This is a genomic window from Nostoc sp. (assembly GCF_036916575.1).
Taxonomy (GTDB): domain Bacteria; phylum Cyanobacteriota; class Cyanobacteriia; order Cyanobacteriales; family Nostocaceae; genus Nostoc.
The window spans coordinates 114,071-140,241 of the sequence record NZ_JBALGC010000147.1; the positions used below are offsets into that span (position 1 = coordinate 114,071).

Sequence of the window (26,171 nt, forward strand, 5' to 3'; positions counted from 1 at the left end):
ACGCCCAAAGGGCGGCTTCCCGTTCGCGTAGCGTCTCCGAGAGGAGAAGGGTAACCCAACACTTCCGTGATGTTGGGTTTCACTTCGTACCCCTACTCTTAAGCAAGCTACTACCCAACCTACAATTTTCTTAAAAGTAGCAATAATTGCGGTGCGATCGCAGTTGTGTTGAAAACCTTTCGGCGTTTCATAATTGTTCGTTATTTAAATTTTTGAATATTTGAATTGCTAGAGCAATTTATTAGGTTTTTGTCAATTTTTTTTATTCAAAAGCGCAAGTTTCAGGTTTACGAAAGACATGTCATAAGTCTTCATATCTGACTTCTTTTACTCAGGTTTATCACAAATACCTAAGTAGATTGGACTAAATTAGAAATCGCCATGAGCAATTCCTCTGGTGCTACAGGTTTAACGATGTGCTGTTGAAACCCTGCCGTTAGTGCTTGCTGCTGATTGATTTCGCCTGCATAAGCAGTCAGAGCGATCGCTGGAATCTGTTTTGCCCCTACTTCTGCTTCCAGTGTCCGCACCTCTTGCATCAGCATATAGCCGTTCATCTCTGGCATTCCAATATCGCTGAGTAAGATATCTGGCTTTGACTTTGTTAGCACTTGTAATGCTTCATCTCCTGATGCTACTGGGGTGACAATCGCTCCAAACTGCTCAAGCACAAAGCTGAAAAAGTCGCGGGTATCAGCATTGTCATCCACAATCAGCACTTGTATCCCCATTAGGGGAGAGGAAACAGGAACCTCAGTTGAGGAATCGCCATTAATGTCATCCTTGATTGTTGTCCCATCCTTGATTAGCGGTAACTTAACTGTGAAGATAGCTCCTTTGTCCTCGCCAAGACTTTCGGCCGAAACTGTTCCACCGTGCATCTCGACCAAGTGACGAGCGATCGCTAGACCTAACCCTAGCCCACCAAACTTTCTAGTTGTGGTGCTGTCACCCTGACGGAAATAGTCAAACACATGAGGTAGGAAATCAGGGTGAATGCCTTTACCTGTGTCGCTCACCGTAATCTGAGCTTGAGCGTCGATGCACTCCAATCGCACATTTACTTTTCCCTCAAGCGGTGTAAACTTGACGGCATTAGATAACAGGTTCCAGAAAACTTGCTGTAAGCGGGCTGAATCACCCAGAACTTTCCCCATCGGGTCAAGCATCGTCTGAATTTGAATGGTTTTAGCCTCTGCTGCCAAATGCACTGTGTCCATTGCTGCTTCAATGGTGGATGCCAAATTGACTGGCATCATGTTGAGATTGAGTTTGCCTTGGAGGATGCGAGAAACATCCAGCAAGTCTTCAATTAGTTGAGCTTGTAATTTGGCATTGCGTTCAATAGTTTCTAGTGCTTTTTGGAGCGCTACCTCATCAAATTTACGGGTCTGCAACAGTTTTGCCCAACCGAGAATCGGATTCAGCGGCGATCGCAATTCATGGGAAAGTACCGCCAAAAACTCATCTTTTATCCGGTTAGCAGCTTCTGCTTCTGCACGGGCTACTTGCTCAAGTTGCAAAAGGCGATCGCGTTCTTCTTCAGTGCGTTTGCGATCAGTGATGTCAGTTAGCATAGCGATCGCACCTAAGAACTCACTGTGTTCATTCAAAATCGCTCTAGCAGAAATCAGTGTCCAGATGTACGAACCATCCTTGCAGCGCAATCGACCTTCTTTAAGATCACTCCCTTCTCGCTTCAGCCATTGCAGTTTCTTTTGGGCTACTATACCATCACCCTGATCCATAAAATCAAATATGGAACGACCGAGCATTTCTTGTGCCCCATAACCTAACATCTCGGAGAGCCGCTGATTCACAAACTCTGTTCGTGATTGAGAGTCAATCATCCAGATTCCCTCATAAGAGGTATCAACAATTCTGCGATACTTGGCTTCACTCTTCTGTAAAGACTCCTCTGCTCGCTGGCGCTCACGCCGCTCTTTAGCTTCCCGCAATGCCCGTTGCACCGAGGGAACTAACCGCCCTAGTCGTTGCTTTAATACATAATCGGTTGCACCGTTCTTTAAGGCTTCGATCGCTAATTCTTCGCCCAGTGCGGCAGAAACAAAAATAAAAGGAACCTCAGGAGTGCGATTTCGGGCAATCTCCAGAGCAGAAATTCCATCAAAAGATGGCAGGGCATAATCGGAAAGAATTAAATCGAAAGTCTCTGATTCCAGAGCAGCTAGGAAATCAGCGCCGGTTTCAACTCGGATCAGTTCGCAATTAATTCCCCCTTCAGTTAGCATTGCTTGGGCTAGCTCTGCATCTAATAGACTGTCTTCCAAAAGCAGGAAACGGAGGACATTCATCATTTCCTCTCCTGTTGACGATGAGGTGCCGGAGGTAGAGCACCAACGGGAGGCTGATTGATCACTGCCCAAAATAGTCCCACACCCTTAATAGAATCGACAAAATCATGGTAATCTACTGGCTTAACAACATAGGCATTAACCCCTAACTCGTAGCATCGAACTAGGTCTGGCTCCTCGCGGGAAGAAGTTAATACTACCACCGGAATCATTCGCATTATTGGGTTAGATTTGAGTTCTGCTAAAACTTCTAGTCCATCTATTTTAGGTAGTTTCAAATCAAGCAGCACTACAACAGGATAGCCTTCCATTCGCAACCGAAACAACCCTCGGCGATAAAGATAATCCAGTGCTTCTTCTCCATCACGTACCACCACCACTTCGTTGGCCAGATGGTTTTCCGACAAGGCAGCTAGGATTAATTCTGCATCGTTGGCACTGTCTTCAATCAGCAGAATTCGCTTGAGTTCTTTCATTCACTCTCCTTTGTCAACAACTTAGGCAGTGAAAAATAAAAGGTGGCTCCACTGTCAACTACAGCCTCTGCCCAGACTCGACCGTTATGTCGATGAATAATGCGTTGCACGTTTGCCAATCCAACACCTGTTCCTTCAAATTGTGAGTCGCTATGCAGGCGTTGAAATACTCCAAATAGCTTGTGGACATATTGCATATTAAAGCCTACGCCGTTATCTCGGACAGAAAAGACAACTTCGTTTTCATTGTCACTAGTTCCAACAATAATTTCTGCTGGGTTTCGAGTCTGGGTATATTTTACGGCATTGCCCATCAGGTTGCGAAGCACGAGCCGCAGCATGGAGGGGTCGCCTTGGACTTCTGGCAGTGACTCGATGTGCCAATGGATTATGCGTCCTTGGGTTTCTGTGATCAAATCGCGTTTTATTTCTTGCACCAGTTGCTCCATATTGATGTTGATGTAGCGCATCTCGGTGCGCCCCATGCAGGAAAATGTCAGCAACTCATCGATCAGTATTCCTGCCTGTTTTGCAGTTTGGGCGATTATCCCCAAATAGCGCTGACTTATTTCATCTAAGCTTGTTGAGCTATGGCGTTTCTGAAGCAATTCTATAAATCCAGCGATGTGGCGAAGCGGTGCTCGCAAGTCGTGAGAGACTGAATAGGAAAACGATTCCAGTTCTTTGTTGGCGGCTTGGAGTTGGATGGTGCGCTCTTGAATCCGTTGCTCCAGCATGTCGTTGAGTTGTTGCAGGGCGGCTTCGGCAACTTTGCGATCGTGAATGTCGCTGGCGATGCCCACCCACTTGATAATCTCTCCGGCTGCATCTCGAAATGGTAAACCACGCACAATATGCCAACGATAGCTCCCATCAGAAACTTGACGAAAGCGAATTTCTACTTCGTAGTTTGTGGCGTTAGCAACAGCCTGCATGGAAGTTTTTAAGACGTGATCGCGGTCATCCGGGTGAATGGCATAAATCCAGCCATAGCCAGTGGTTTGCTCTATTGTCAGTCCGGTGTAGTCTAACCAGTATTGATTGCAATAGGTAATACCACCAGGGCGATCGCCCATCCAAATAGCCTGTGGCGACACTTCCGTTAAAATTCGGTATCGCTCCTCGCTCTCATGTAGCGCTTCTTCTGTCAACTTGCGATCATGGATATCAACACAGGAGCCGATATAGCCGAGAAACTCCCCAGTTGGTGCCAAGCGTGGCACACCAGTACCCAAAAGCCAACGGTATTCGCCATCAAAGCGTCTGAGGCGATATTCCATTGTAAATTTTTCTCGGGCATCAAAGGCATTAACGTATGTATCTAAGCAACGCTGAAAATCATCGGGATGAACACCTTCAGCCCAGCCATTGCCCATTTCTTGCTCCAGAGTCCGCCCGGTAAAATCTAGCCAGGGTTTATTAAAGTAGTAACAAAGTTTGTCAGTGCCGGCCATCCATAGCAGTACAGGAGCGGTGTCTGCCATCTGGCGAAAGCGGGCTTCACTTTCACGCAACGCTGCTTCTGCCTGATTGCGTTCGCGCAGCGCAGCTTGCTGTTCGCGTAGCGCAGCTTGCTTTTCACTGATGTCAGTGATCAACGCTGCATACCCTTCAACAGTTCCCTGTTTATTAAATTGAGGAACAAAAATAGCATTAATGTAGCGTGTGCCACCATCTTTATAAGGCATTTGACTTTCAAAAGTGACCTGCTCTCCTGCGAGTACCTGTTCCACATAGGGACGAACTCCTTCATAGGCGGATTCACCCACAACTTCCCAAAGATGCTTTCCATAAATCTCTGCCGCCGGATGCCCAAACCACTCTTCATAGGCTCGATTATTAAAGCGGTAGCGTTGTTCTGAATCTACAAAGGAAATCAGAACTGGTAGCGTATCTGTAATCAGGTGAAGTTCTGTTTCTCGTTGCCGCAGTACTTCCTGATTGGACTCTGTTAAACGATTAAACCATGCTTCGCTTTCGCGTAGCAACTTCAGACTTGCCTCAGCTTGCCGTTGGGCTGTGCGGCGTGATTCGTTGAGCCAGCTGATTAACCCTGCTGTCAGCATGAACACGACTAGCGGGATTACAATATTTAGATTTGTAATGTTTAGCGAATAGAGTCGTTTGAAAAAGAAGTAATTGATTGTCAAAGTAGACAAAACGGTTGCAAGTAACCCTGGCCCTAAGCCACCGTACCAGGCACTCACCATCACCGCAGCAAAAAACAGCGCAGCAGGTGTCGCGGTAAGGTATGGATTGAGCAGCAGAGTTCCCCCCAGTGCTAAGGCAACAGATAACAAAGCAATACCATAGTCCAGCAGTTGTTCGCGGATTATTGTGTTCTTCTTGCTACCGCCAGCAAAGATATTTTGGGGTTCAGATGCCCTCACTTTATGACTCATAACCCTAATCTGCTTCTGGAAAATACTGACTCAGCAGTCTTTTGCCGGGTTCACCCATCTTCCGTAACATTTATTCTATTAGTCTTATCGCTATCCGTGAAGGCACTGTATGCCCGTTCTCCCAACGATTGACTGTTTTGAAGGAAACTCCTAATCTCACAGCAAACTGTTTCTGAGAAAGATTGAGTTGCTGCCGAAGCTCCGGAATTAAATCTAAAATTTCCAGCCGCTTTGTTACAGACATTTCTGTATTTTATCCCCATAGGATAATTAAGATAAGACAGGTGTCCTATTCTTTGTCTCTTACTTAGGGAATATTTTCTCTGTTTTCGTCTCTAACGGAAGCGTATTAGTTCAAAGGCTCAACGTTGAAGTTCAGAGGCTCAACGTTGAAGTTTAAAGGGTGAAACTTTAGTTTTCCAATGTTCGAGTGGTTGAAGATTTTCCGGTAGGATGGTTGTGCGATCGCCTTTTGCCAATTCAATTTGGTGTTGTTCTAGGTTTTTCGCCCCAGAAAGGTTTGTCCCTTGTAAATTGGCTTCAGCAAGGTTTGCCAGGTGCAGGTTTGCTCCTGGAAGAAATGACCCTTGTAGGTTTGCTTTATAAAGGTTTGCTTGTTGCAGCTTGGTTCCAGAAAGGTATGCTTTTTGCAGGTTGGCTTCGGAAAGGACTGCTGACCGTAGGTTAGCATCATAAAATTCTGCATTTTGCAATCTAGCTTCTCTAAGCAATGCTCCTTCCAAATTGCTTGAAATGAAGTCTGCTCTTTCCAAGTTGGCTTTAATAAGGTCTACCCCTGTGATATCGATATTACTTAAATCCAGCCTTTGATTTTCGTGCTCATTTTTGCTATTGCGGCGTCCAATAACGGTAAGGGCTGCTTGAATATCGGTGCGAATTTTTGGTGATTCCTGCTTCTGGTCTTTTTTCACAGGCGCATTCTCTCGCACAAAAGCTGTGAGGACTTCCATGATTGTCCAATGATCATCTTTGGAATCTTTGGCGATTCGTTCTAAAGTATAAATTGCCCCTAATCGCGTTTCAATCTTTTCATTGCCAAGCTGTTCAATCGCCTTCGCAAAGCGTTCTGTAATTTGCTTATCTTGTGCAGCTTGGGCATTTTTCAATGCATTCTCAGCATTTTTTAAAGCAGCTTCAGCAGTTTTATTTGCAGCTTCAGCACTTTTATCCATAGCTTCCGCACGCTTGGCTGCAAAGAACGCATTGATGAATACAGCAATTCCAACAAAAATTGTTCCAGTAGTTGTTAAAGCTTTAATTCCATAATCTAATCTTTGCTCTGTTGATAACCATCAGCATTCACAAAGGCTAAAAAAACAGCAATTAAAAAAAGAATAAATATAAATGATAGAACTATTAACCGATTTCTCAGAGCGTCTGTGTTGTTGTCAGACATATAGCAATCCTATACGACTTATTTTTTTACGAACCGCAAAGGACGCATAGACACGAAGTGGCTTCCCGAAGGGTAGAGCGCAAAGTAAAGAACAAGAGAGAGGGGTTCATGAATGAATTAGGAGTACTAAAATAATTGTTACGGAGACTTTTGGTAAAAACTAGAGCATTAAGTGAAAACGGTAGAATGCGCCCAAAAAACTAATGATGCTGCGATGACTTAACCAGACTGCCGCCAATGTGTGGGTGCTTCGATATAATCAGGTAGGCGAGTGGTGCGATCGCCAAGTGCCTTTCTAATCTGCTGCAACTCTAAGTTTTTAGCTCCTGTCAAAATTGTCCCTTCCAGTTTGACATCACTGAGGTTAGCTTGGGAGAAGTTAGCTCCCATCAGGTTTGCCTGAGTCAGGTTAGCTTGATAAAAAGTTGCCCTATGCAGGTTTGCTCCGATGAGGTTTGCTTGATGCAGGTCAGCTTCCGTTAAGCTGGCTTCTGAGAGGTTGGCAAAATAGACTTCTGTTTGGTGGAGTTTGGCTGCATTCAAGTTAGCCCCAGAAAGGTTGGCCCCATTTAAGTTAGCCCAACAGAGGTTGGCTCCAATCAAACCTGTCATGTGCAGGTTGGCTTTCCCCAGTTTTGCTCCTTGCAAGTTAGCTAAAAACAGCTTTGCCCCAGAGAGGTTGGCGACTTTCAAGGTTGCTTGTTGCAAGTTTGCTTTATAGAGGTTTGCTCCTTGCAGATTAGCTACACGCAGACTTGCTCCACAGAGGTTGGCTGATCGCATGTTTGCCCCAGAGAAGTTGGCACGGTTGAGATTAGCCCAACAGAGGTTAGCTCCACATAAGCTGGCTTTTAGCAATTTGGTTTCATAGAGAATAGACCTAACGAGTTTAGCGCCGTTGAGGTCAGCCTCACTCAAGTCAGCTTCACGCAAGTCAGCCCCACTCAGGTCAGCCCCACGTAGGTCTGCTTGTTGCAGGTTAGCCTTGAGCAGGTCTGCCCCTTTAATGTCGATATTACGTAAATCAAGTTTCTGCTCTTTCGGGTCTTCGAGTAAATTACGCCTTGCGATGACAGTTAGGGCTGCTTGAATATCAGTGCGTATTTTTGGCAATTCTTCATGAAGGTTTTGCTCCAATTGCTGTGTCGGACGTGACTCACCTCTACGTCTATTTGAGTACACTGCTGCTTGATATTCCGCCTTTTCTTGCTCTGCTTTTAGCTGCTCTTTTGGTGCATTCTCTCGCACAAAGGCAGTGAGAATTTCCATAATTGTCCAGTGTTCTGTAGGAAAATCCTGAGCAACTCTTTCTAATGCATAAATTGCGCCTGTCCGGGTTTCAACCTTTTCATGACCAAGCTGGGCAATTGCCCCCATAAAACGCTCTGCAATCAATCTGTCTTGATTGAGTTTTGCATTTTGAATGCCAATTTCGAGGTTTTTCTCAGCTGCGATCGCATTTTTCTGCATCGCTTGGGCACGCTTTGCTGCATAATAAGTATTAAACATTGCTGCCGATGCTAGAAAAACTATTGCAGTAGTTGTTAATGCTTGGTTTCTATACTGGATTTTTTGCGGAATTGACAATTCCTTAACACTGGACAAGGCAAAGAAAATTACAGTCAATGAGAAGCCAAATATAACTGTTATACTTATCAACCAATTCCACAGAGCGTCTGTCTTTTTAGAAGACATGGTAACGATTTTCCTTACAACCTAGAATTATTACTTAGATGTTGGGGAAAAATAGTATAGCATTTAGCAGAAAATTATAATAGGTGTCAAGACACTCCTTGAACAAGGGAATGACATCGAATATACTTCTACGTTACGACAGCAATAAACCACTCATTCCAAAACAATGAAACGCTTACGGTACAAGAATTAGGAATTATATATTCCGAATTCGCCCTTCACGCAGCGTCTTGTAGAGAAGCTCTACTAGTAGAACACGGCGTAAATAAACATACCATACCCTCCGGGAAGCCGATGCAGCGTCTACAAAATGACGCGAAAGCCCGGAATACAATACTTTTGACTTTTGACTTTTGAACGCCAGTTGCTTTTCCTGTGGTCGCCGCTGCGCGTAGCTTGCTTCCCTGTAAGGGTATAAGTCGGCAGAGCGCAAGGGCGCACTGGCTCCTTTTGACTTCCGCCTTGCGGTACTAGTATTTTACTCAAAGAATTTGGCTTCCCTAAGGTTTGCACCATCGAGTAGGACATCATTGAGAATTGCCCCATGCAACCCAGCTAAATATAAACTTGCACGATGCAGGTTAGCTCCAGAAAGGTTAGCTCTTTCTAGGTTGGCTGCACTGAGGATTGTCCCTTGTAGGTTGGCTAGATATAAGTTAGCTCCTTCTAAGTTAGCTGCACTAAGAATTGCCCCCGCTAGATTAGCTTCTCTGAGGTTAGCCCCAGCAAGATTAGCTTGATAGAGATTTGTTTGTTTTAGGTTCGCCCCATTTAAATTTGCCCCCCTGATGTCTGTGTGACTCAAATTAAGTTGCTCATTTTCTGGGTCTTTGTTTACATCTCTTCTAGCGATAACGGTAAGGGCTGCTTGAATATCTACACGAACTTTTGCCCTGAGGTTGCTCTTTACTTCCTTTTGGGACATATAAAGAGTATTTTCTCGGACAAAAGTAGTAAGAATGTCCATGATTATCCAGTGGTACTGTGGATGGTTTTGGGCAATTTGCTCTAAATCATTAATTACAGCTAGATTGGTTTCTATTGTGTTATTCCCTAGTTGTTCAATTGCTATTCTTAAACGTTGTTTTGGCGACCGATGCTGAGTTTGATTAACTTTTTCCTGGAAAGCATGTATCATAAGATATATTTTTGTCAATTGACTGTTATTTGTTGGTGAAATATTTTTCATGGCATGAAAAGCATCAAGAATTATTGTCAACATTTTCAATTAATCACAGAAGATTTAAAAAACTTAGTCGCAGATGCTATTGTTTCCTGCAAGGTCAATATTTGAATATGCTAATGCAACCAAGAAAATAGAGAATATAACTGTTGAATTAAGTAGACATTAACATATATGCTGCCTGCCATACTCAATCATTAGTTGTACTCACTATTCTTTACTATCAATTAACCCTGATCATGATAATTTTGATTGAGGCTTAATCATTGATAGAGCAGTCATACATCATTTGTGAAAAACCATTAATGATAAAGAGAGAAGTCTAAGGGTTGGTTTCCTGTGCTCAGAACTTCGGGGATGGCCTTGTGTTACAGTTGCCACTACGCGAACACAGAAAAATCTCACAACTCAAATAGGATTGCTATTAAGTACTTAAATGCAGCAAAACTTACAACCGATAGTTAAAGATTTAGTGCTGATTGGTGGCGGTCACAGCCATGCGATTGTCCTGAGAATGTTTGGGATGAAGCCGTTACGCAAAGTCCGTTTGACGTTGATTACCGCAGCTAAAAAGACAGCCTACTCTGGAATGTTACCAGGACACATTGCCGGATATTACAGCCACGATGAATGTCATATTGACTTGCAACCTTTAGCGAACTTTGCTCAAGCACAGTTGTATTTTGACAGAGTAGTTGCCCTAGACCTAGAAAATAACAAAGTTCTCTGTGCTAACGGACTTGTGGTAGATTTTGATTTGCTGTCTATTGATATTGGCAGCACTCCGGCCACAGGTCTGTATCAGGTGCAGCAGAATATGCGATCGCAGCTAAACCAGTATCGCAATTATTGGAACATTGGCAAGTCCCTAATTGAAACTGTAGGTAAAAATTCTCAAGCACCAATTAGCATTGCGATCGCAGGCGGTGGCGCTGGCGGTGTAGAATTGGCGCTATCGATGCAATCTCGTTTACATAGGATTTTACGTCAAACTCAACAACCAATTCAAAATCTGGAAATTCATTTATTCCAGCGTGGACAAGAACTGATGCCCAATTACCATCAATCAGTGCGGCATCAAATTCAGCAAATTTTAACTGAGCGAGGTATTAAGCTACATCTTGGGGAAACTGTGTGTATCGCAGCTACAAACCACAATAAAACTAAACAAATCTTTGAAATTAAATAGACTCGTCAGCGAGTATTAAAGACTCATTAACGGAGTTAAAAGACTCGTCAGCGAGTATTAAAGACTCGTTCACGAGTATCAAAGACTCGTCAACGAGTATTAAAAACTCATCCCCTATTTCCAATGCCCAATGCCCCATGTCTTCATCAAAGTTGTTTAATTAGCTCAATAATTTGTTGGTAATACTGGATATTTCCTTCTTGGTAATACAAGTCTGCGGATTTCTGGAAATCAGCAATTGCTCCTTGAGAGTCTCCCAGATTTTGGTAGACATCTGCCCGAAGGATGTAAGCTGAAGCCCAATTAGGCTGACGCTGTAAGGCTTGGTTTAAGTCTGCAAGCGCTCCTTGTAAGTCTTTTAATAAAGAACGGCTACGACCCCGATTGTACCAGTCTTCTGCAAAGCTGGGGTCGATCGCAATTGCCCGATTATAATCTTCTATTGCCCCTTGATAATCTTCTAGGGCATAGCGAGCATTAGCGCGATCGCTGTAAAATGCAGCAGATTGGGGATTGATTTGCAAAGCTTGGGTGTAATCTTCTATTGCCCCTTCATATTCTTTTAAAGCATAACGGGTAGAACCTCGGTTGTAATATGCTTCAATTAAATCGGGATTAATTTCTAATGCTTGATTATAATCTGTGATCGCTCCGTGTTCATCCCCTAAAAGACGACGAGAATTTCCTCGATTGCAGTACGCTTGAGAAAATTCCGGAACAAGCTCTATTGCTTGGGTGTTATCATCAATTGCTCCTTGTAAATCTTGCAGAGCTTCACGGGCAATCCCCCGACCATAATAAGCTGCGGCTAAGTTATCATTAATTTCTAATGCCCGATCGTAATCTTTAATTGCTCCTTTATGATCTCCTAAAGAACAACGAGCCGCCGCGCGATCGCAATATCCTTCAGCTAAACTAGGATTGAGTTGTAATAAGCGATTGCTATCTTCAATTGCACCTTGATAGTCTCCCAGTCGGCGACGAGCATTCGCCCGAAAGCCGTATACTAAAGCTAGAGTCGGATTTTCTCGTAACGCTTGGTCATAATCGGCGATCGCACCTTCATAGTCTTCAAGAGTACTACGGACAAGACCCCGCTCACAATAGGCTTGCACATCATCAGGATTTAGCTTTAATGCTTGGTTAAAATCTTTAATTGCTTCTTGATAGTTTTTGAGGTAAGAGAGAACAAGACCTCGATTGTAGTATGCCCCGGCAAAACTGGGATTGATTTCTAGGGCGCGGTTGTAAGAAGCGATCGCACTTTGATAATTTGTTAAAGCGTAGTGGGCATTACCTCGGTTATGATAAGCCTCCGCCAAGTTTGGATCTAATTGTAATGCCCGGTCGTGGTCAGCGATCGCTTCGTGATAATTTCCTAAGATATGGTGAATATTACCCCGATTGCTGTAAGCTGCGGCAAAATGAGGATGCCACTGTAAAGCCTGTTGAAAATCGGCAATCGCTTCTTGATGATTACCGCTCTCAAAACAAGCTACACCCCGATTATGATAGGCATTGGCAATATCAATATTGATATTATCAGCTAACTTGGTACTAGTTTCTATTGTTTGGATATAATCAGCGATCACTTTGTCGTAGTCTTCTAATGCAAAGTAAGCATTACCCCGGCTGTGATAAGATTGGGCGAGATTTGGATCGATTTGTAATGCTTGGTTATGATCGGCGATCGCTCCTTCATAATCGGCTAAAAAGTAACGTGCATTACCTCGGTGACTGTAAGCTGTGGCAAAATTGGGATTGATTTCTATGGCGCGATTCAAATCTGCGATCGCACTGCGATAATCTTTAAGTTGACCACTGAGAATAATTCCTCGATTATGGTAAGCTTCAGCATAGTCAGAATTTAGGTTGATTGCTTGGGTGTAAGCTGCGATCGCTCCTTGATAATCCCCTTGCGAACTGTGGTTTAATCCTTGATTTAAGAAGTCTTCAGCATTCATGTAATTTTTTTAGATTTCGACATTCCCTAGCTTTCAGGCAAGGGGATTTTTAACGATATGTTTTGAAAATAGTTCCAGTTACTATTGTGCCTCTTGTTAAGAGGATGTTTGAAAAGTAGGAAGTTGAGTAAAAAAAGCTCTCAACGCATAAACTGTAATAAGTAGATATAGCACCATTGAGAGCCATGAGTAAAACATACTCCAGTAACCTAACCCAAGATCAATGGGAATTACAATAACCGCTAATTCCAGTAGCCAAAACAGGTGGTCATCCAAGAGTTGTAGAGATGTGGCAAGTAATCAACGCGATTTTTTATGTATTAACACTCTTGATGTACTGGGCGAAACCTACCAGGAGACTTTTGCAATTGGCAAACGGTATACATGTACTTTCGTAATTGGCGTTCGGAGACTTTTATCTACCTTGCCATGATCCGGATCATGGTGCGACGTTTGGCATAAATTTTTACCCCTCAAAACTTTTCAAACACCCTCTTATAATTTGATTTTTTAAAACTATTTTCAATCTGATAAGTTTTATTTATAAATATAAATTTTTATACCTAAATGTACGTAGGATTTAATTAGCGCTCGCTCTTGAGAAAAACTTTGCGATTTACTGAATTTGTTATAGTTCAATGGTACGGGGTGATTTACGCTCGGAACTAATCGTACCTAAAATGCCTAAAAGACAATTTGCGCCTAATTAGGCAAGGTAAATGTAATAATAAAACTTCAGATGAATCTAATTGATAATGACGGGAACAGAAAAAATGCAAACATTAGAACTCTACCAGTCAATTCTTTTAGTTGGTAAAACTACGACAGAAAGAGCTTTACAGTTGTTTGACGCTCTTGAACCAGTGAATTTAGACTTTATGCTTGGTCGTTGGCAAGGCTCTGGACTTTATACAGATCACCCTATGGATGGCTTATTAGAGATGTCTAATTGGTATGGGAAGGAATTTGTTGATCCTGAGAATGTTCACCCATTGTTATTTTTAGATAGTCAGGAAAGAATTTTTAAGGTAGCGCCCAATGCTACTATGATGAACTGGATTTTAAAGTTTCCGATTCCCAAAAATAATTCTTTGAAACCTTTGCTAATGCTGACTAATTCCTTACTGAAAACAGAGAAAAGTCAAGCCAGACTCCGAAGCATGGAATATCGAGGGAAAATTAGTGCCACGATGATCTATGATTATTTACCTATTAATGACCATTTTAGGAAAGTAGATGACAATACTGTGTTAGGAATTATGGATTTTAAAAACTCACCTCAACCTTTCTTTTTTGCCCTAAATCGACGTTCTTAGACCTTTTAATTATTTTTTTTATCAAACCTTGTCTGAATAATATTTTCAGACAATGCATGGCAAAAAAATGCGTCTTGGCTACTTTTACCCCAATTAAACCAGCGATAACATTAACTATGAAATTACAAACATTGCGGTGACGAGTGTGTTAAATTGGGGAAATATTTTTTAATTGGTCATTAACTGTTTCTAGAAGAGAACGTTTTCTCAATAAAATTTTATTTAATCGCAAAATCATGCCCTTCAGTTTTTGATTCTGTGTCTAGTTCAAAAGCAGCGTTAGAATTGCTGTAGAACTTGCAACAAAACTTACAAGTCGCTCAAAACCAAAACCAGGAAGATAGGGAAATAGCGAATTATATATAAAATTAGAACCACTTTACTAACAAGAACGAGAACAGGCGATACAACAAAGAATTCAGCAGGGAGAACGTTTGGTGGTGGAAAACTTACTCAAAGTTCGCTTTGGTGAAATAAATAATGAGCTTCAAGCAATTATTGAACCTTTATTAGCGTTATCACCAGAAAAGTTTACGCCTTTACTATTGCAGTTATACCGTAAAGAATTAATCGGTTTTGCTAGTATCAATTACATATGTTTGAATTATTAGGATAAAGCTGAAATAAGAAGGTAAAAGAGTTTAAACTTTTCCCTTTTTTTGTCAATTTTTTAACTCAAATTAAAATGTAAAATTAAAGAAATTAATACAGGATTATACAAATCATTTTCTAATTTTTTAAGCAATAAAAACTTTATTTTATAGGTTCGTATAAATGGATTTTCTGACAATTATAGGGTTAGCGGCTGCCACAATAACCACAATCTCTTTTTTACCACAGATGTTTAAAATGTGGCAAACAAAATCAGCAAAAGATGTTTCTTCTGTTACAGTTATTACATTTATGATTGGTGTTTTTTTGTGGTTAGTTTATGGAATATATCTACAATCGTTACCGATTATTCTTGCTAACGGCATGACATTAGTTTTTAACTTCATTATTCTATGGCTTAAAATTAGATATAGATAAACTTGCCTCTAAAAAACACCTGTGACATCATCTGTATTTACCTCTGAACGCCTCCTTTTTACCCCCGCCACCCCAGACACCGACGCTATCCCCATCATTTTTGCCTTTCCCAATGAGTACAGCGTAGGTATCACTAGCCTCGGCTATCAGGTAGTTTGGGCAACTTTGGCAATGCGTGATGATGTGCAGGTGAGTCGCCTGTTTACAGATACTCACGAACAACTCCCCAGAACACCGGAAATTGTGGGATTTTCGATTTCTTGGGAACTGGATTATGTGAATATTTTAAGTTTGCTGGAATTTTTAGAAATTCCCATTTTGGCAACCTCTCGTGATGATTCTCATCCAATAATTTTTGGTGGTGGCCCCGTTCTCACAGCTAATCCCGAACCTTATGCAGATTTTTTTGATGTAATTTTACTGGGGGATGGCGAAACCCTACTGGGAAATTTCATTGAGGCTTACAAAGAAGTAAAAAATGCTTCTAGACAAACTAAACTAAAAAGACTTGCACAAGTCCCAGGAATTTATATTCCCAGTTTATATGAGGTGGAATATTACGCAATAGATGGTGCAGTAAAGTCAATAAAACCAATTTCTCCAGAAATTCCCGCAGTGGTGCAAAAGCAGACTTATCGGGGAAATACTCTATCGGCATCGACTGTAGTCACCGAAAAAGCCGCATGGGAAAATATTTACATGGTGGAAGTAGTGAGAAGTTGTCCAGAAATGTGCCGCTTTTGTTTGGCAAGTTATCTCACACTGCCTTTTAGAACAGCCAGTCTTGAAGGTTCATTAATTCCAGCCATTGAAAGAGGTTTAGAAGTTACAAATCGGTTAGGATTATTAGGAGCTTCTGTTACACAGCATCCAGAATTTGAGGTGTTGCTGGATTATATTAGTCAGCCAAAGTATGATGATGTCCGTCTCAGTATTGCCTCAGTGCGAACCAATACCGTAACAGTCCAGTTAGCAGAAACTTTGACGAAACGAGACACGCGATCGCTTACCATTGCTGTAGAAAGTGGTTCTGAGAAAATCCGGCAAATCATCAACAAAAAGCTGGATAACGATGAAATTATCCAAGCAGCGGTAAATGCCAAAGCTGGTGGATTAAAAAGCTTGAAACTCTACGGAATGGTAGGAATTCCCGGTGAAGAGGCAGAAGACTTAGAGCAAACTGTGGTGATGATGCGTAGTATCAAAAAAGCTGCACCGGGATTGCGCTTAACATATGGATGTAGCACCTTTGTACCCAAAGCACACACACCGTTTCAATGGTTTGGCGTGAATCGCCAAGCCGAAAAGCGGTTACAGTTTTTACAAAAACAGCTAAAGCCGCAGGGGATAGAGTTTCGCCCAGAAAGCTATAATTGGTCGATTATACAAGCTTTGTTATCGAGAGGCGATCGTAGACTCTCGCAACTCCTCCAACTTACTCGTAACTTTGGTGACTCGTTGGGTAGCTACAAACGGGCTTTCAAACAACTCAAAGGACAAATCCCCGATTTAGATTTCTACGTCCACGCCGAGTGGTCAACAAAGCAAGTATTACCCTGGAGCCACTTGCAAGGGCCTCTGCCACAGTCTACACTACTAAAGCATTTGGCTGATGCTAAGAGTTATATCAACCCATCCCCAAAGGAATTACAGCCAGTACTGGGGACTAGGAGCTAGGGACTGGGGACTAGGAATTAAAAGTTAATACTCAACACCCACTACCCAGTACCCAATACCCAGTCCCTAATACCCATGAATTCATAGCTGAAAACTTGATGCAAAACACAGCAGAGTATTACTGCGCCTATTGCGGCGAACCGAACTTAACTTTTATTGATTTGAGTGCTGGAGGACAGCAATCTTATGTTGAAGATTGTCAAGTTTGCTGTAACCCCAATATTTTGTATGTGCGGGTTGATGAAGATACTCTAGATATCGAGATTGATACCGAATCCGAAAGTTGAATTTTAGGTTTTTCTTTCCATGCTGCACTTTAAACATTCCTCAGTAATTAATGCCCCACCAGAAGTAGTTTGGAAATTTCACGAAAGGCCAGATATTTTGCAACTGCTGAATCCACCTTGGCAGCCAGTCCAAGTGGTTCGTCGTCAGGGGGGGCTGAACGTGGGCGCTATCACCGAATTTCGCCTGTTTCTCGGCCCATTACCCTTAACTTGGTTAGCGCGTCATACTGAATGTGAAAAATATCACCTGTTTACCGACCAACAAATATCTGGCCCTTTTGAATCTTGGGTACATCGACATGAATTTGAACTAGAAAATGGCAAAACCAAATTAACCGACGCTATTTCCTTCTCTATGCCTGGGGGAGGAACAGTTGAATTTGTCAGCGGTTGGTTAGTGCAAGTGCAACTAGAAGCAATGTTTCGCTACCGCCACTATGTGACTAAACGGGAGTGCGAGTCCTGACAAACTAATAATCCTTCCTTTTTTCAGGATGATTCACTTTTTGTAAGCGTTCCAGCCCTTTAACCTATCTGGGGAAAATTAATTATCCTGATTCTTCAAACCTTGCTGCAAAACCCACTTTATCAAATTAGGAAATAACCGATACAAAGCCTGGGAGAAATTCGCCGAACCAACCATTTTCAAAGTATTTCCTGACAATCTCAAAAATCTCATCCTTTAGACCTGTTTACACTTTAGTACTACAGACAGATAGCTCTAATTTATTGGTTAAATAGGATGAAAAATATACAGCAGATTGCAACTTCTCTACCTTGGGCTACGCCAAGGTGAGGTACAGATAATCGTAGGAAACATGGCTGTGCCCCTACCCGTGTACTTCATTTACCTGAAATACGCTGTAACTTAATTCTTCAGGAAAATCAACAATGGGACTTTACCCAAGTGGTATAACAGAAAACGCATATAATGTCAAGGATTGTAATGCTTTAGAGTTGGGATTTACTCCTGAGTTTGAACTTTGGAACGGTCGTTTAGCTATGGTCGGTTTTCTCGCTTACTTTGGGATCTCAACGGCTACAGCGTAATACGGTAATTACTCCACTTTCTACCCTATTCTCGCTAATGATGTTACCGTCCTTTTCGGCAGCTTCGGCTGTTTAACAAATAGTAGATTAAAAAAATTAGTTTTTATAAATACTAAAATTATCAGTATTATTATTTAAGTATCGCAACCTTTCAACCGAAAATACTTGTTAGTATCGGCTTGGATGTGTAATAATAGTTAAACTATCTTAATATTTTTAAACATTTTTAAGTATTGGCTCTGTCCAATGCGAAACACTGACCGCTAAAAGAGTTTTATGGCTGGTGGTTAGTACTTTTTGTGGTGACTATATTTTAGGAATTTTCACTTGAATATTAGGCGGAGTAAAAGCGTGATTCAATTAGAACAACCACCCAGTCATCAAACAAAACTGACCTCAGTAGTGAAAAGTAAATCTCAGTTTAAGGGACTTTTCATTGCTATTGTCATTCTAAGTGTATGGAGCATTAGCCTGAGTTTATTACTTTCCCTTGACATCTCTAGGTTAAAATTGTGGATATTATTGCCTGTTATTCTATGGCAAACATTTTTGTATACGGGATTATTTATTACATCACATGATGCTATGCATGGGGTAGTGTTTCCCCAGAATACTAAGATTAATCATCTTATGGGGAGATTAACCCTATCTCTTTATGGTCTTTTACCTTATAAAAAATTATTGCAAAAACATTGGGTGCATCACCACAATCCAGCAAGTGAAATAGACCCAGATTTTCATAATGGGAAACACAAAAATTTCTTTGCTTGGTATTTTCATTTTATGAAGGGTTACTGGAGTTGGGGACAAATAATTGCTTTAACTATTATTTATCAATTTGCTAATCACATCCTTCATATACCTCATACTAATCTAATAACCTTTTGGGTAATTCCCTCGCTTTTAAGTTCATTCCAATTATTTTATTTTGGTACTTTTTTACCTCATAGCGAACCCATAGGAGGTTATATTCAGCCTCATTGTGCCCAAACGATTCCCCGTTCAATTTGGTGGTCATTTCTCACCTGCTATCATTTTGGCTACCATGAAGAACATCACGAATATCCTCATCTTTCTTGGTGGCAGCTACCAGAAATTTACAAAGCAAAATAGTTATTAGTTTATCTCATCTCATGGCAACAAGAGTCAAAATAATTCGTAATTTATAATAACGCTCTCTACAAGACGCTGCGCTAACGTAATTCGTAATTATTACCTTATGGCTAAAGTCACTTGTTTTGAAATACGGAATAAAATTATTTTTCACCATAACTAAAGTCAGGGGTTTGTACCTTTAATTACGAATTACGAATTATGTAGCTTGCTTCTCGCCTTCTCTACGAGACGCTACGCGAATGGCGAGTATTACGAATTAGTAATTATTTGATCATACGGTAATCTATATATTTTGAGCAAGGCATTCTTTTAGATTATCCTGCTTATGTCAATTAAGAATTCTCGTCTTGTCACCTATAGCCCTGCTTATACAATTGTTCCCACTTACGAGTGCTTTAATCGATGTAGTTACTGCAACTTTCGCAGCGAACCGGGTAAAAGTCCCTGGATGAGTCTTTCCGATGCAAAAAATATTTTAAAATCACTTCAAAGCGAAAAAGTCTGTGAAATCCTCATACTCAGTGGTGAAGTGCATCCCCATTCGCCAAAGCGTCAGGCGTGGTTTGGGCGGATTTATGATTTGTGTGAATTAGCGCTTTCAATGGGGTTTTTACCACACACCAATGCAGGGCCACTGAGTCTTGAAGAAATGGAAAAGCTCAAGCGTGTGAATGTTTCGATGGGGCTGATGTTGGAACAGTTAACGCCAATATTGTTAAATAGTGTACATCGGCACGCACCGAGTAAATTACCAGAAGTTCGTTTACAGCAATTGCAATGGGCGGGAGAGTTGCAGATTCCTTTTACAACTGGGTTACTGTTAGGAATTGGGGAAACAGTTGATGATTGGTGGGAAACATTAACAGCTATATCTCAACTGCATCAACGTTATCACCACATTCAAGAAGTTATCCTGCAACCTCATAGTCCAGGATATCAGCAAACCTTTGATGCACCACCTTTTGACCCCCATCAGTTACCAGAAGTCATTTTCAGGGCGCGTCAGATTTTACCGCCAGATATTACTATTCAAATTCCGCCGAATTTAGTTAAAGATGACCGATGGTTACTCGCTTGTATCGAAGCTGGTGCGCGAGATTTGGGTGGAATAGGGCCAAAAGATGAAGTGAATCCCGATTATCCTCATATACAGGAACAGGCATTAAGAGAAATTTTACAACCTGCGGGGTGGAAATTGATGCCCCGTTTGCCAGTTTATCCGCAATTTGATAGCTGGTTGTCGAGGGAGTTACAAACAGCGGTGAGACAGTGGCGAAAGACTTTAACCCCGGCTTCTCTTTTACAAGGATAGGGGAGTAAGGATTTATCCCATTTTCTAGTAGTTTCTTTGTTAATGAGTCTTTGAACTCCATTAATGAGTCTTTGAAGTTCATTAATGAGTCTTGTAGCTCCATTAATGAGTCTTTGAGGTTCATTAATGAGTCTTTGAACTCCATTAATGAGTCTTTGAGGTTCATTAATGAGTCTTTGAGGTTCATTAATGAGTCTTGTAGCTCCATTAATGAGTCTTTGAGGTTCATTAATGAGTCTTTAATACTCGTCGGCCAGTCTTTGAGGTTCATTAATGAGTCTTTGAACTCCATTAACGGGTATTTGAACTTCGTCAGCGAGTTTCAGAACCTCGTTGGTGAGTTTTGAGAACTGTTTCATTATTACCAAGTCCAGCCTGGGAAGAACATACGGGAAGCTTGACTCACATTTTACATTTAGTAGTAACCCAAGTTTGATAGGTTCGTAGTTGGCGTTTTAGCGCTAAAGCGCCAACTATAAACAATCTCTACGCCTCAATCCACTAGTACAACACAGCGGAAATAAACATACCCTTCGGGTTCACCAGTCGCCTGCGGAGGGAAACCCTCCCGCAGCGCTGGTTCACCATTTCAAATGGCGCAAGAGCAAGGAATACAATTCTTTTGACTTTTGACTTTTGACTTTTGACTTCCGCCTTGCGGTACTAGCCTTGGCGATTTATAATCGCCTGGTGCTGTATTTTACCTTTTATCTTTTACTTCTTTTGTCAAGCATTTCAATTCTCTATAATCTCGATTATTATGAGCATCATTGCTATATTTTTTACCTATGTTTAATAGTACTGACTTACTCGCAAACCTCTACAACGCCTTTAACCCCTTTGAACCCTTACCCGCAGGTGACCCAAAATATGTAGATTGTCAGGATGTGCGGGGAGATGCGGATATTGAGCAAGAGTTGGGAAATCGAATGCGACTAGCAAATACAAATACTTGCCAATTGTATTCTGGTCATCGGGGTGCGGGGAAGTCTACAGAATTACTCAGGTTAAAGAAGTATTTAGAAAACCGGAAATTTTATGTTGTCTATTTTGCGGCTGATGAAGAGGATATCGATTCTGAAGATGCCCAATATACAGATATTCTCCTCGCCTGTACCCGCCGTTTGCTCAAAGATTTAAAAGAAATTGCCAGTCCTGATCCTATACTCAACTGGTTAAAAAGTCGTTGGGAAGATTTAAAAGATTTGGCGCAGACTCCCATAGAGTTTGAGAGTCTGGGAGTAGAAGCCAAACTTGCTCAGTTTGCCAAGTTGACGGCAAATTTAAGGGCTGTTCCGGAATTACGCCATAAGATTCGCCAAAAAATTGATCCTTACACCGTCACTTTAATTCAGGTGTTAAATGAGTTTCTAGCGGATGCAAAAAAGAACTTACCTACGGGTAAAACTCAACTGGCGGTAATTGTCGATAATTTAGACCGGATGGTGTTAGTCAAAGAAGGAGAACGCACCAACTATGAGGAAGTCTTTTTATACCGCAGCGAACAACTCCAAGCTTTAGATTGCCATTTGATTTACACTGTCCCGATTTCAATGGTCTATTCTACAAGGGCAACAGACCTCAGAGATATCTACGGCGACCCCCAAATTTTGCCGATGATTATGGTAAACACTCTCAAGGGAGACATTTACCAGCCAGGACTCAAGAAAGTTAAGGAGGTAATTAACAAGCGAGTCCGGCAAATTGCACCCGAACTATCACTAGAGAAGGAAATTTTCGACAGTCCCCAAACCTAAGACAGACTTTGTTTGATGAGTGGAGGTCATGTGAGGAATTTGCTATTGTTAACTCAAGATGCCATTGGACGTACAGAAGAGTTACCTGTTTCAGAAAAGGCGGTGCGACGAGCAATTACTCAAGCTAGAGATACTTTTCGCCGTGCTGTGGAAAATCATCAATGGTGTCTATTAGCAGAAGTGTCTTCTTCTAAGCGGATTATTAATGATGACTTGTATCGGAGCTTGATGTATAACCGCAGTCTTTTAGAATACCGATATTTGGATGAAGAGGGAGAGATGCAGCGTTGGTATGATATTCATCCATTGATTCAAGGAATTCCAGAATTTAAAGAAGCTGTAGCGAAACTTTCATGAACCCAAATTTAAGTGATTGGGATGATGATTTACCCCCAGAACCAGAAGAAGCTTATCAAGACTTGCTTCGCGCACTGAAGCGAAAATCAGGATTTGGTTTGTTTTTTGTCCAATGTACACCTGTGGAAGCAGACAAGTTTATTGTCAAACTTCCGCAAGAGATACCGCAGAAGAAGATTGCAGTTTTACGCTTGGTTGAGGCAATAGATAATTTATATCAGCCAGTAACAGAGTTTATTAAAAACAAGCAAGTTGATATTTTATTGATTAAAGGTCTGGAATATTCTTTATACAAGTATGAACAAAGAAATTTTGGAGAAATTACCGAAGGACAATTTAGCAATTTAACTAGTGTTCCGCATATTTTAAATCACTTAAACCAACAGCGAGAACGCTTTAGAGATGATTTTGCAATTAGCTTTGTTTTTCTTGTGCGTTCATTTTCGCTCAACTATTTTATTCATCGCGCCCCAGATTTTTTTGATTGGCGTTCTGGAGTCTTTGAATTACCGACCACGCCAGAAGTGGTCGAACAAGAATCAAATCGCCTGCTGTTAGAAGGAGACTATGAGGAATATTTAAAACTTTCTCAGGAAAAAAAAGTTGAAAAGATTTTAGAAATTCAAGAACTTCTGAAAGAAAAATATCAAAAAGAAAGTTATAGGGCTAATTTATTATTTAAATTAGGAAATTTATTAGTTGCTGCTAATGAATATGAAGGAGCAATATCTTCCTATAACGAAGTTGTAAAAACAGTATGTGATTACTATCAAGCTTGTTATAACAAAGGTATTGCCTTACAAAAATTAGGACGTAAAGATGAGGCACTATACTCTTTTGACGAAGCTCTAAAAATTAAACCTGATTTTTATCAAGCCTGGAACAGCCGAGGGGCTGTGCTATGCGACCACTTCAACAAATATGAAGACGCAATCACAGCTTTTGATCAAGCTGTTTATATTAAACCAGAATTTCATGAAGCTTGGTACAACCGGGGTATTGCGCTATTCCAGTCAAGACGCTTCAAGGAAGCGATTACCAGTTTAGACAAAGCCCTAAAAATAAAACCTGATAACTACAACGCTTGGTATACTCATGGCGATGCGCTACATGAATTAGACTTGTTGGAAGAAGCAATGGCTAGTTACAACAAAGCCTTTAAGTTAAAACCTGACTACGCTGAAACCTTGCAGCCTACAATCAACGCACCAGATATCTTGAGTTACAATCCACAGACGGATCCTAGCAAAGTTATAGAAGGCTTGCTGGAAAACTACAGTTTTTGGTACAAACTAGAAAGCTTGTCGCCCGGTGTAGTTGGTTACGAACAGCAAAAACTTATTCCTTCAATACCAGAAAAACTTTCACACGATTGGCACTCAAGGTTGTTGGTAGAGTGTCCAGAGCAAAATGAAGCTGCTAGGCAAAGTATTATCCTCTGGCTATGGGGATCTGAATCAAAACGGTTTGATCTGTTTAATCCTAAAGAACTCGATATCGCTAAACAAGCGATGGAATATCGCTGGAGGATTTTACGTCAACGCTACTTGGGGCTGGGACGAGAACGTGCTTATCGCAACTTGATAACCCGATTGGGGAGTTTAGTAACATTACGGAATAAGATTCAGACTTGGGTTTCCCTCAGCCGCGATCGCCAGCGTAGTGTCATCGATGTGTTACAAGAAGTACTTCAAGAACTACTCCAAAGTGACAGCCAGATGCAACAACAAATGGTTGATATTGCCAAATATACAACCGATAGACGATTGGGGGATGCTCTATTATTTGCCAGTGTAGAAGAATATTGTCTGCGGCCAGTACGGAATCAACCCCTATTAACTTACCGATTTGTGAATTATTTGCGTCGCACTCAGCGCGGTGGTTTAACCCAAGTACCAGGCTGTGACTTGGTTAGACTAGTGTCAGAAGAAGTTCTTACAGACGACAGTGACAATCGAGTTAACTTAGTCGATAGTCAGGCGATCGCAGAATATCAAGAAGCACAACAACTAGAGGAACAACAAGCGCTGCGCCCATCAGTACAAAAAGAATTTGAAAATTATTTACAAGAAAATCTGGGAATAGAAGCAGTGGAATGGCTACGGCTGTATCTGCAAGGTAAGTCCCAAGAAGAAATCGCCAAAAAACTGAATAAGCCGACTAAAGAAGTCTACCGTCTGCGAGAAAAAATTAGTTACCATGCTGTACGTGTTTTTGCCCTCAAAGAGAAACCAGAACTCGTAGATAGCTGGCTTTCAATTTCCTTGCAAGAACATAACTTGGGATTAACACAAAATCAATGGCAGCAACTTTATGAAAAATTGACTCCTCTAGGACGACAAATTCTAAATTTGCGGAGAGCAGGTAATTCAATAGAAGTCATAGCCCAGGATTTAAAACTCAAAACCTATCAGGTGATGGGCGAATGGACAAAAATCTATCTTGCTGCTCAAGCTTTGAGAAGTCAAGAGTGATATTGATTAACAAAATGCCTTATTGGTGGGCGTTCAGAGTTCAGACTCTCACTTTTAACAACAACTTAAACTGATAAAAACACAATTGAGATCTAGTGATCGCCTTCATACTTCCACTCAAAATATTAACTGAAATTACAAGTGATGCCTATACATTACTAAATATAAAGTTAACCCATCTTCAGGAACGGAAAGAAAATGTTAGAAAACGCCCAAGAGCAAAAACAGCTATCTCTCCAAGAAATTGCTAGCCTATCTTTGGCAGAACGTCACAAAATACTAGAACCTTTTATCGCCGCCACAGCCGAAGATTTTTTGAACGACCCTGAATTAACAGAATTCTCAGTTTCAGATGGTGAAGATTGGGAAACTGAGAATGACAATATAATTCATGTGGAAGAACTCGAAAGCACCCGCAGCCATGACGCTTTTTTGAACGGCTATGCACCAGAAGATGAAGGACTTTATGACGACTGAAAATTAAAAGTGAACATCCTGATAAAAATCATGTCACAACTTAAAATTGACTATCCAGAAACTTTACCAGATGCCTTACAGCAAACGCGAGAACAGTTTGAACAAGAAGCTAAAATGGCAATGGCAGTTAAACTATTTGAAATGAAACGTATTTCTTCTGGTTTAGCTGCACAATTAGCAGGTGTAAATAGGGTAACGTTTTTACTTAATTTACACCGTTATAGTGTAGCGATGATTGATTTAACAGAAGAGGAACTTATATCTGATTTAGCAAATGCTTGAAAGTAATATAATTGTTATCAACACGGCACCCATTATTTCCATAATAGCGGCAATAGGAGATTTAATAATTCTTCAATCTTTGTATACTCAGGTTTTGGTTACCTTTGAAGTTTGTCAAGAAATACTTGCTGGAGGTGCAAGTGGATTTGCAGTAAGTGAATTTGAGGATGCCGATTGGCTACAAAAATCGCAAATACCCTTAACTAATATTTCTCCATTCTTACTTAATTCTTTAGATTTAGGAGAAGCTTCTGTTATCCAACTTGCGCTCAATGAAAATATCCAGACTGTTTGCATTGATGAAGTAGCTGGTAGACGAGTTGCCAGGTTAAGCGGCCTTTCTGTTACAGGTACTATCGGTATTTTGTTGCGTGGACACCGAGAAGGATACCCTAT

21 protein-coding genes and 4 pseudogenes are annotated in these 26,171 nt (G+C 41.2%); 16 read left to right on the top strand and 9 right to left on the bottom strand.

Translation table 11 applies throughout. From position 1 onward, the window contains the following. Positions 1 to 350: 350 nt before the first annotated feature. From V7L29_RS33400 to V7L29_RS33430, 7 genes are all read right to left on the bottom strand, one after another. Entirely contained in the window at positions 351 to 2,318 is a 1,968-nt protein-coding gene (locus V7L29_RS33400) for a hybrid sensor histidine kinase/response regulator (RefSeq protein WP_334738176.1), read from the bottom strand. Then, entirely contained in the window at positions 2,315 to 2,791 is a 477-nt protein-coding gene (locus V7L29_RS33405) for a response regulator (RefSeq protein ID WP_334694236.1), read from the bottom strand. Before V7L29_RS33405 ends, V7L29_RS33400 begins: the two co-directional genes overlap by 4 nt. After that, complete coding sequence (locus V7L29_RS33410; protein ID WP_334738177.1) at positions 2,788 to 5,193, bottom strand: PAS domain S-box protein; 2,406 nt, start codon at positions 5,191 to 5,193, stop codon at positions 2,788 to 2,790. The genes V7L29_RS33405 and V7L29_RS33410 overlap by 4 nt, the downstream gene beginning before the upstream one ends. A 70-nt stretch (positions 5,194 to 5,263) precedes the next feature. Continuing rightward, positions 5,264 to 5,437, bottom strand: coding sequence for a helix-turn-helix domain-containing protein (locus V7L29_RS33415; RefSeq protein ID WP_334738178.1), 174 nt, complete (start codon positions 5,435 to 5,437; stop codon positions 5,264 to 5,266). Between the two features lie 139 nt (positions 5,438 to 5,576). Then, positions 5,577 to 6,386: a pentapeptide repeat-containing protein gene (locus V7L29_RS33420; RefSeq protein WP_334738179.1), complete on the bottom strand. Its 810-nt coding sequence runs from the start codon at positions 6,384 to 6,386 to the stop codon at positions 5,577 to 5,579. Positions 6,387 to 6,829: 443 nt separating this feature from the next. Continuing rightward, positions 6,830 to 8,305: a pentapeptide repeat-containing protein gene (locus tag V7L29_RS33425; protein ID WP_334694232.1), complete on the bottom strand. Its 1,476-nt coding sequence runs from the start codon at positions 8,303 to 8,305 to the stop codon at positions 6,830 to 6,832. A gap of 478 nt (positions 8,306 to 8,783) precedes the next feature. Next, positions 8,784 to 9,527 (bottom strand): pentapeptide repeat-containing protein, encoded by a 744-nt coding sequence (locus tag V7L29_RS33430; RefSeq protein ID WP_334738180.1) that lies wholly within the window; start codon positions 9,525 to 9,527, stop codon positions 8,784 to 8,786. Between the two features lie 397 nt (positions 9,528 to 9,924). Between V7L29_RS33430 and V7L29_RS33435 the strand changes: the two genes are divergently transcribed. Continuing rightward, the gene (locus V7L29_RS33435) at positions 9,925 to 10,677 is read left to right on the top strand and encodes an FAD-dependent oxidoreductase (RefSeq protein ID WP_334738181.1); all 753 of its coding nucleotides are present in this window, start codon (positions 9,925 to 9,927) and stop codon (positions 10,675 to 10,677) included. 146 nt (positions 10,678 to 10,823) lie between these two features. On the opposite strand, the gene V7L29_RS33440 is transcribed toward V7L29_RS33435, so the two are convergent. Next, positions 10,824 to 12,641 (bottom strand): tetratricopeptide repeat protein, encoded by a 1,818-nt coding sequence (locus V7L29_RS33440; RefSeq protein WP_334738182.1) that lies wholly within the window; start codon positions 12,639 to 12,641, stop codon positions 10,824 to 10,826. A gap of 755 nt (positions 12,642 to 13,396) precedes the next feature. Between V7L29_RS33440 and V7L29_RS33450 the strand changes: the two genes are divergently transcribed. Beyond that, positions 13,397 to 13,957 (top strand): DUF4334 domain-containing protein, encoded by a 561-nt coding sequence (locus V7L29_RS33450; protein WP_334738183.1) that lies wholly within the window; start codon positions 13,397 to 13,399, stop codon positions 13,955 to 13,957. Here V7L29_RS33450 and V7L29_RS35735 read toward each other — a convergent pair. Then, a pseudogene (locus V7L29_RS35735) lies at positions 13,908 to 14,213 on the bottom strand (transposase); the annotation flags it as partial. The gene V7L29_RS33450 and the pseudogene V7L29_RS35735 overlap by 50 nt on opposite strands. Before the next feature lie 181 nt (positions 14,214 to 14,394). Here V7L29_RS35735 and V7L29_RS33460 point away from each other — a divergent pair. The 14 genes and pseudogenes from V7L29_RS33460 to V7L29_RS33525 form a co-directional block, all read left to right on the top strand. After that, positions 14,395 to 14,568, top strand: coding sequence for a hypothetical protein (locus V7L29_RS33460; RefSeq protein ID WP_334738184.1), 174 nt, complete (start codon positions 14,395 to 14,397; stop codon positions 14,566 to 14,568). A 163-nt stretch (positions 14,569 to 14,731) separates the two neighbouring features. Beyond that, positions 14,732 to 14,986 carry a SemiSWEET transporter gene (locus V7L29_RS33465; protein WP_334738185.1) on the top strand — a complete coding sequence of 85 codons (255 nt, stop codon included), beginning with the start codon at positions 14,732 to 14,734 and terminating at the stop codon, positions 14,984 to 14,986. A 21-nt stretch (positions 14,987 to 15,007) separates the two neighbouring features. Beyond that, positions 15,008 to 16,663 (top strand): B12-binding domain-containing radical SAM protein, encoded by a 1,656-nt coding sequence (locus V7L29_RS33470; protein WP_334738186.1) that lies wholly within the window; start codon positions 15,008 to 15,010, stop codon positions 16,661 to 16,663. 98 nt (positions 16,664 to 16,761) lie between these two features. Then, the gene (locus tag V7L29_RS33475; protein WP_012411100.1) at positions 16,762 to 16,950 is read left to right on the top strand and encodes a CPXCG motif-containing cysteine-rich protein; all 189 of its coding nucleotides are present in this window, start codon (positions 16,762 to 16,764) and stop codon (positions 16,948 to 16,950) included. A 19-nt stretch (positions 16,951 to 16,969) separates the two neighbouring features. Beyond that, the gene (locus V7L29_RS33480; protein ID WP_334738187.1) at positions 16,970 to 17,416 is read left to right on the top strand and encodes an SRPBCC family protein; all 447 of its coding nucleotides are present in this window, start codon (positions 16,970 to 16,972) and stop codon (positions 17,414 to 17,416) included. A 425-nt stretch (positions 17,417 to 17,841) separates the two neighbouring features. Continuing rightward, positions 17,842 to 18,008, top strand: a pseudogene (locus V7L29_RS33485) (chlorophyll a/b-binding protein). A gap of 343 nt (positions 18,009 to 18,351) precedes the next feature. Further along, the gene (crtW, locus tag V7L29_RS33490) at positions 18,352 to 19,113 is read left to right on the top strand and encodes a beta-carotene ketolase CrtW (RefSeq protein WP_334694224.1); all 762 of its coding nucleotides are present in this window, start codon (positions 18,352 to 18,354) and stop codon (positions 19,111 to 19,113) included. Positions 19,114 to 19,441: 328 nt separating this feature from the next. Then, a complete protein-coding gene (gene cofG / locus V7L29_RS33495) occupies positions 19,442 to 20,428 on the top strand; it encodes a 7,8-didemethyl-8-hydroxy-5-deazariboflavin synthase subunit CofG (RefSeq protein WP_334694223.1) in 987 nt (328 codons plus the stop codon). A 788-nt stretch (positions 20,429 to 21,216) separates the two neighbouring features. After that, positions 21,217 to 22,542, top strand: a pseudogene (locus V7L29_RS33500) (ATP-binding protein). Next, positions 22,539 to 23,708, top strand: a pseudogene (locus V7L29_RS33505) (tetratricopeptide repeat protein); the annotation flags it as partial. The pseudogenes V7L29_RS33500 and V7L29_RS33505, both read left to right, overlap by 4 nt. A 174-nt stretch (positions 23,709 to 23,882) precedes the next feature. Further along, positions 23,883 to 25,016 (top strand): HetZ-related protein 2, encoded by a 1,134-nt coding sequence (locus V7L29_RS33510; protein ID WP_442944311.1) that lies wholly within the window; start codon positions 23,883 to 23,885, stop codon positions 25,014 to 25,016. Positions 25,017 to 25,214: 198 nt separating this feature from the next. Then, positions 25,215 to 25,493: a hypothetical protein gene (locus tag V7L29_RS33515; RefSeq protein ID WP_334738188.1), complete on the top strand. Its 279-nt coding sequence runs from the start codon at positions 25,215 to 25,217 to the stop codon at positions 25,491 to 25,493. Between the two features lie 27 nt (positions 25,494 to 25,520). Then, a complete protein-coding gene (locus V7L29_RS33520; protein ID WP_334738196.1) occupies positions 25,521 to 25,775 on the top strand; it encodes a UPF0175 family protein in 255 nt (84 codons plus the stop codon). Further along, positions 25,768 to 26,171, top strand: a 404-nt coding sequence (locus V7L29_RS33525; RefSeq protein WP_334738189.1) for a DUF3368 domain-containing protein, incomplete at its 3' end; no start/stop codon positions are given. The genes V7L29_RS33520 and V7L29_RS33525, both read left to right, overlap by 8 nt.

Bases quoted from the DNA above. Each gene is read 5' to 3' on its own strand.
- V7L29_RS33400 (WP_334738176.1), bottom strand. From the start codon at position 2,318: ATGATGAATGTCCTCCGTTTCCTGCTTTTGGAAGACAGTCTATTAGAT.
- V7L29_RS33405 (WP_334694236.1), bottom strand. From the start codon at position 2,791: ATGAAAGAACTCAAGCGAATTCTGCTGATTGAAGACAGTGCCAACGAT.
- V7L29_RS33410 (WP_334738177.1), bottom strand. From the start codon at position 5,193: ATGAGTCATAAAGTGAGGGCATCTGAACCCCAAAATATCTTTGCTGGC.
- V7L29_RS33415 (WP_334738178.1), bottom strand. From the start codon at position 5,437: ATGTCTGTAACAAAGCGGCTGGAAATTTTAGATTTAATTCCGGAGCTT.
- V7L29_RS33420 (WP_334738179.1), bottom strand. From the start codon at position 6,386: ATGGATAAAAGTGCTGAAGCTGCAAATAAAACTGCTGAAGCTGCTTTA.
- V7L29_RS33425 (WP_334694232.1), bottom strand. From the start codon at position 8,305: ATGTCTTCTAAAAAGACAGACGCTCTGTGGAATTGGTTGATAAGTATA.
- V7L29_RS33430 (WP_334738180.1), bottom strand. From the start codon at position 9,527: ATGTTGACAATAATTCTTGATGCTTTTCATGCCATGAAAAATATTTCA.
- V7L29_RS33435 (WP_334738181.1), top strand. From the start codon at position 9,925: ATGCAGCAAAACTTACAACCGATAGTTAAAGATTTAGTGCTGATTGGT.
- V7L29_RS33440 (WP_334738182.1), bottom strand. From the start codon at position 12,641: ATGAATGCTGAAGACTTCTTAAATCAAGGATTAAACCACAGTTCGCAA.
- V7L29_RS33450 (WP_334738183.1), top strand. From the start codon at position 13,397: ATGACGGGAACAGAAAAAATGCAAACATTAGAACTCTACCAGTCAATT.
- V7L29_RS33465 (WP_334738185.1), top strand. From the start codon at position 14,732: ATGGATTTTCTGACAATTATAGGGTTAGCGGCTGCCACAATAACCACA.
- V7L29_RS33475 (WP_012411100.1), top strand. From the start codon at position 16,762: ATGCAAAACACAGCAGAGTATTACTGCGCCTATTGCGGCGAACCGAAC.
- V7L29_RS33480 (WP_334738187.1), top strand. From the start codon at position 16,970: ATGCTGCACTTTAAACATTCCTCAGTAATTAATGCCCCACCAGAAGTA.
- cofG (WP_334694223.1), top strand. From the start codon at position 19,442: ATGTCAATTAAGAATTCTCGTCTTGTCACCTATAGCCCTGCTTATACA.
- V7L29_RS33515 (WP_334738188.1), top strand. From the start codon at position 25,215: ATGTTAGAAAACGCCCAAGAGCAAAAACAGCTATCTCTCCAAGAAATT.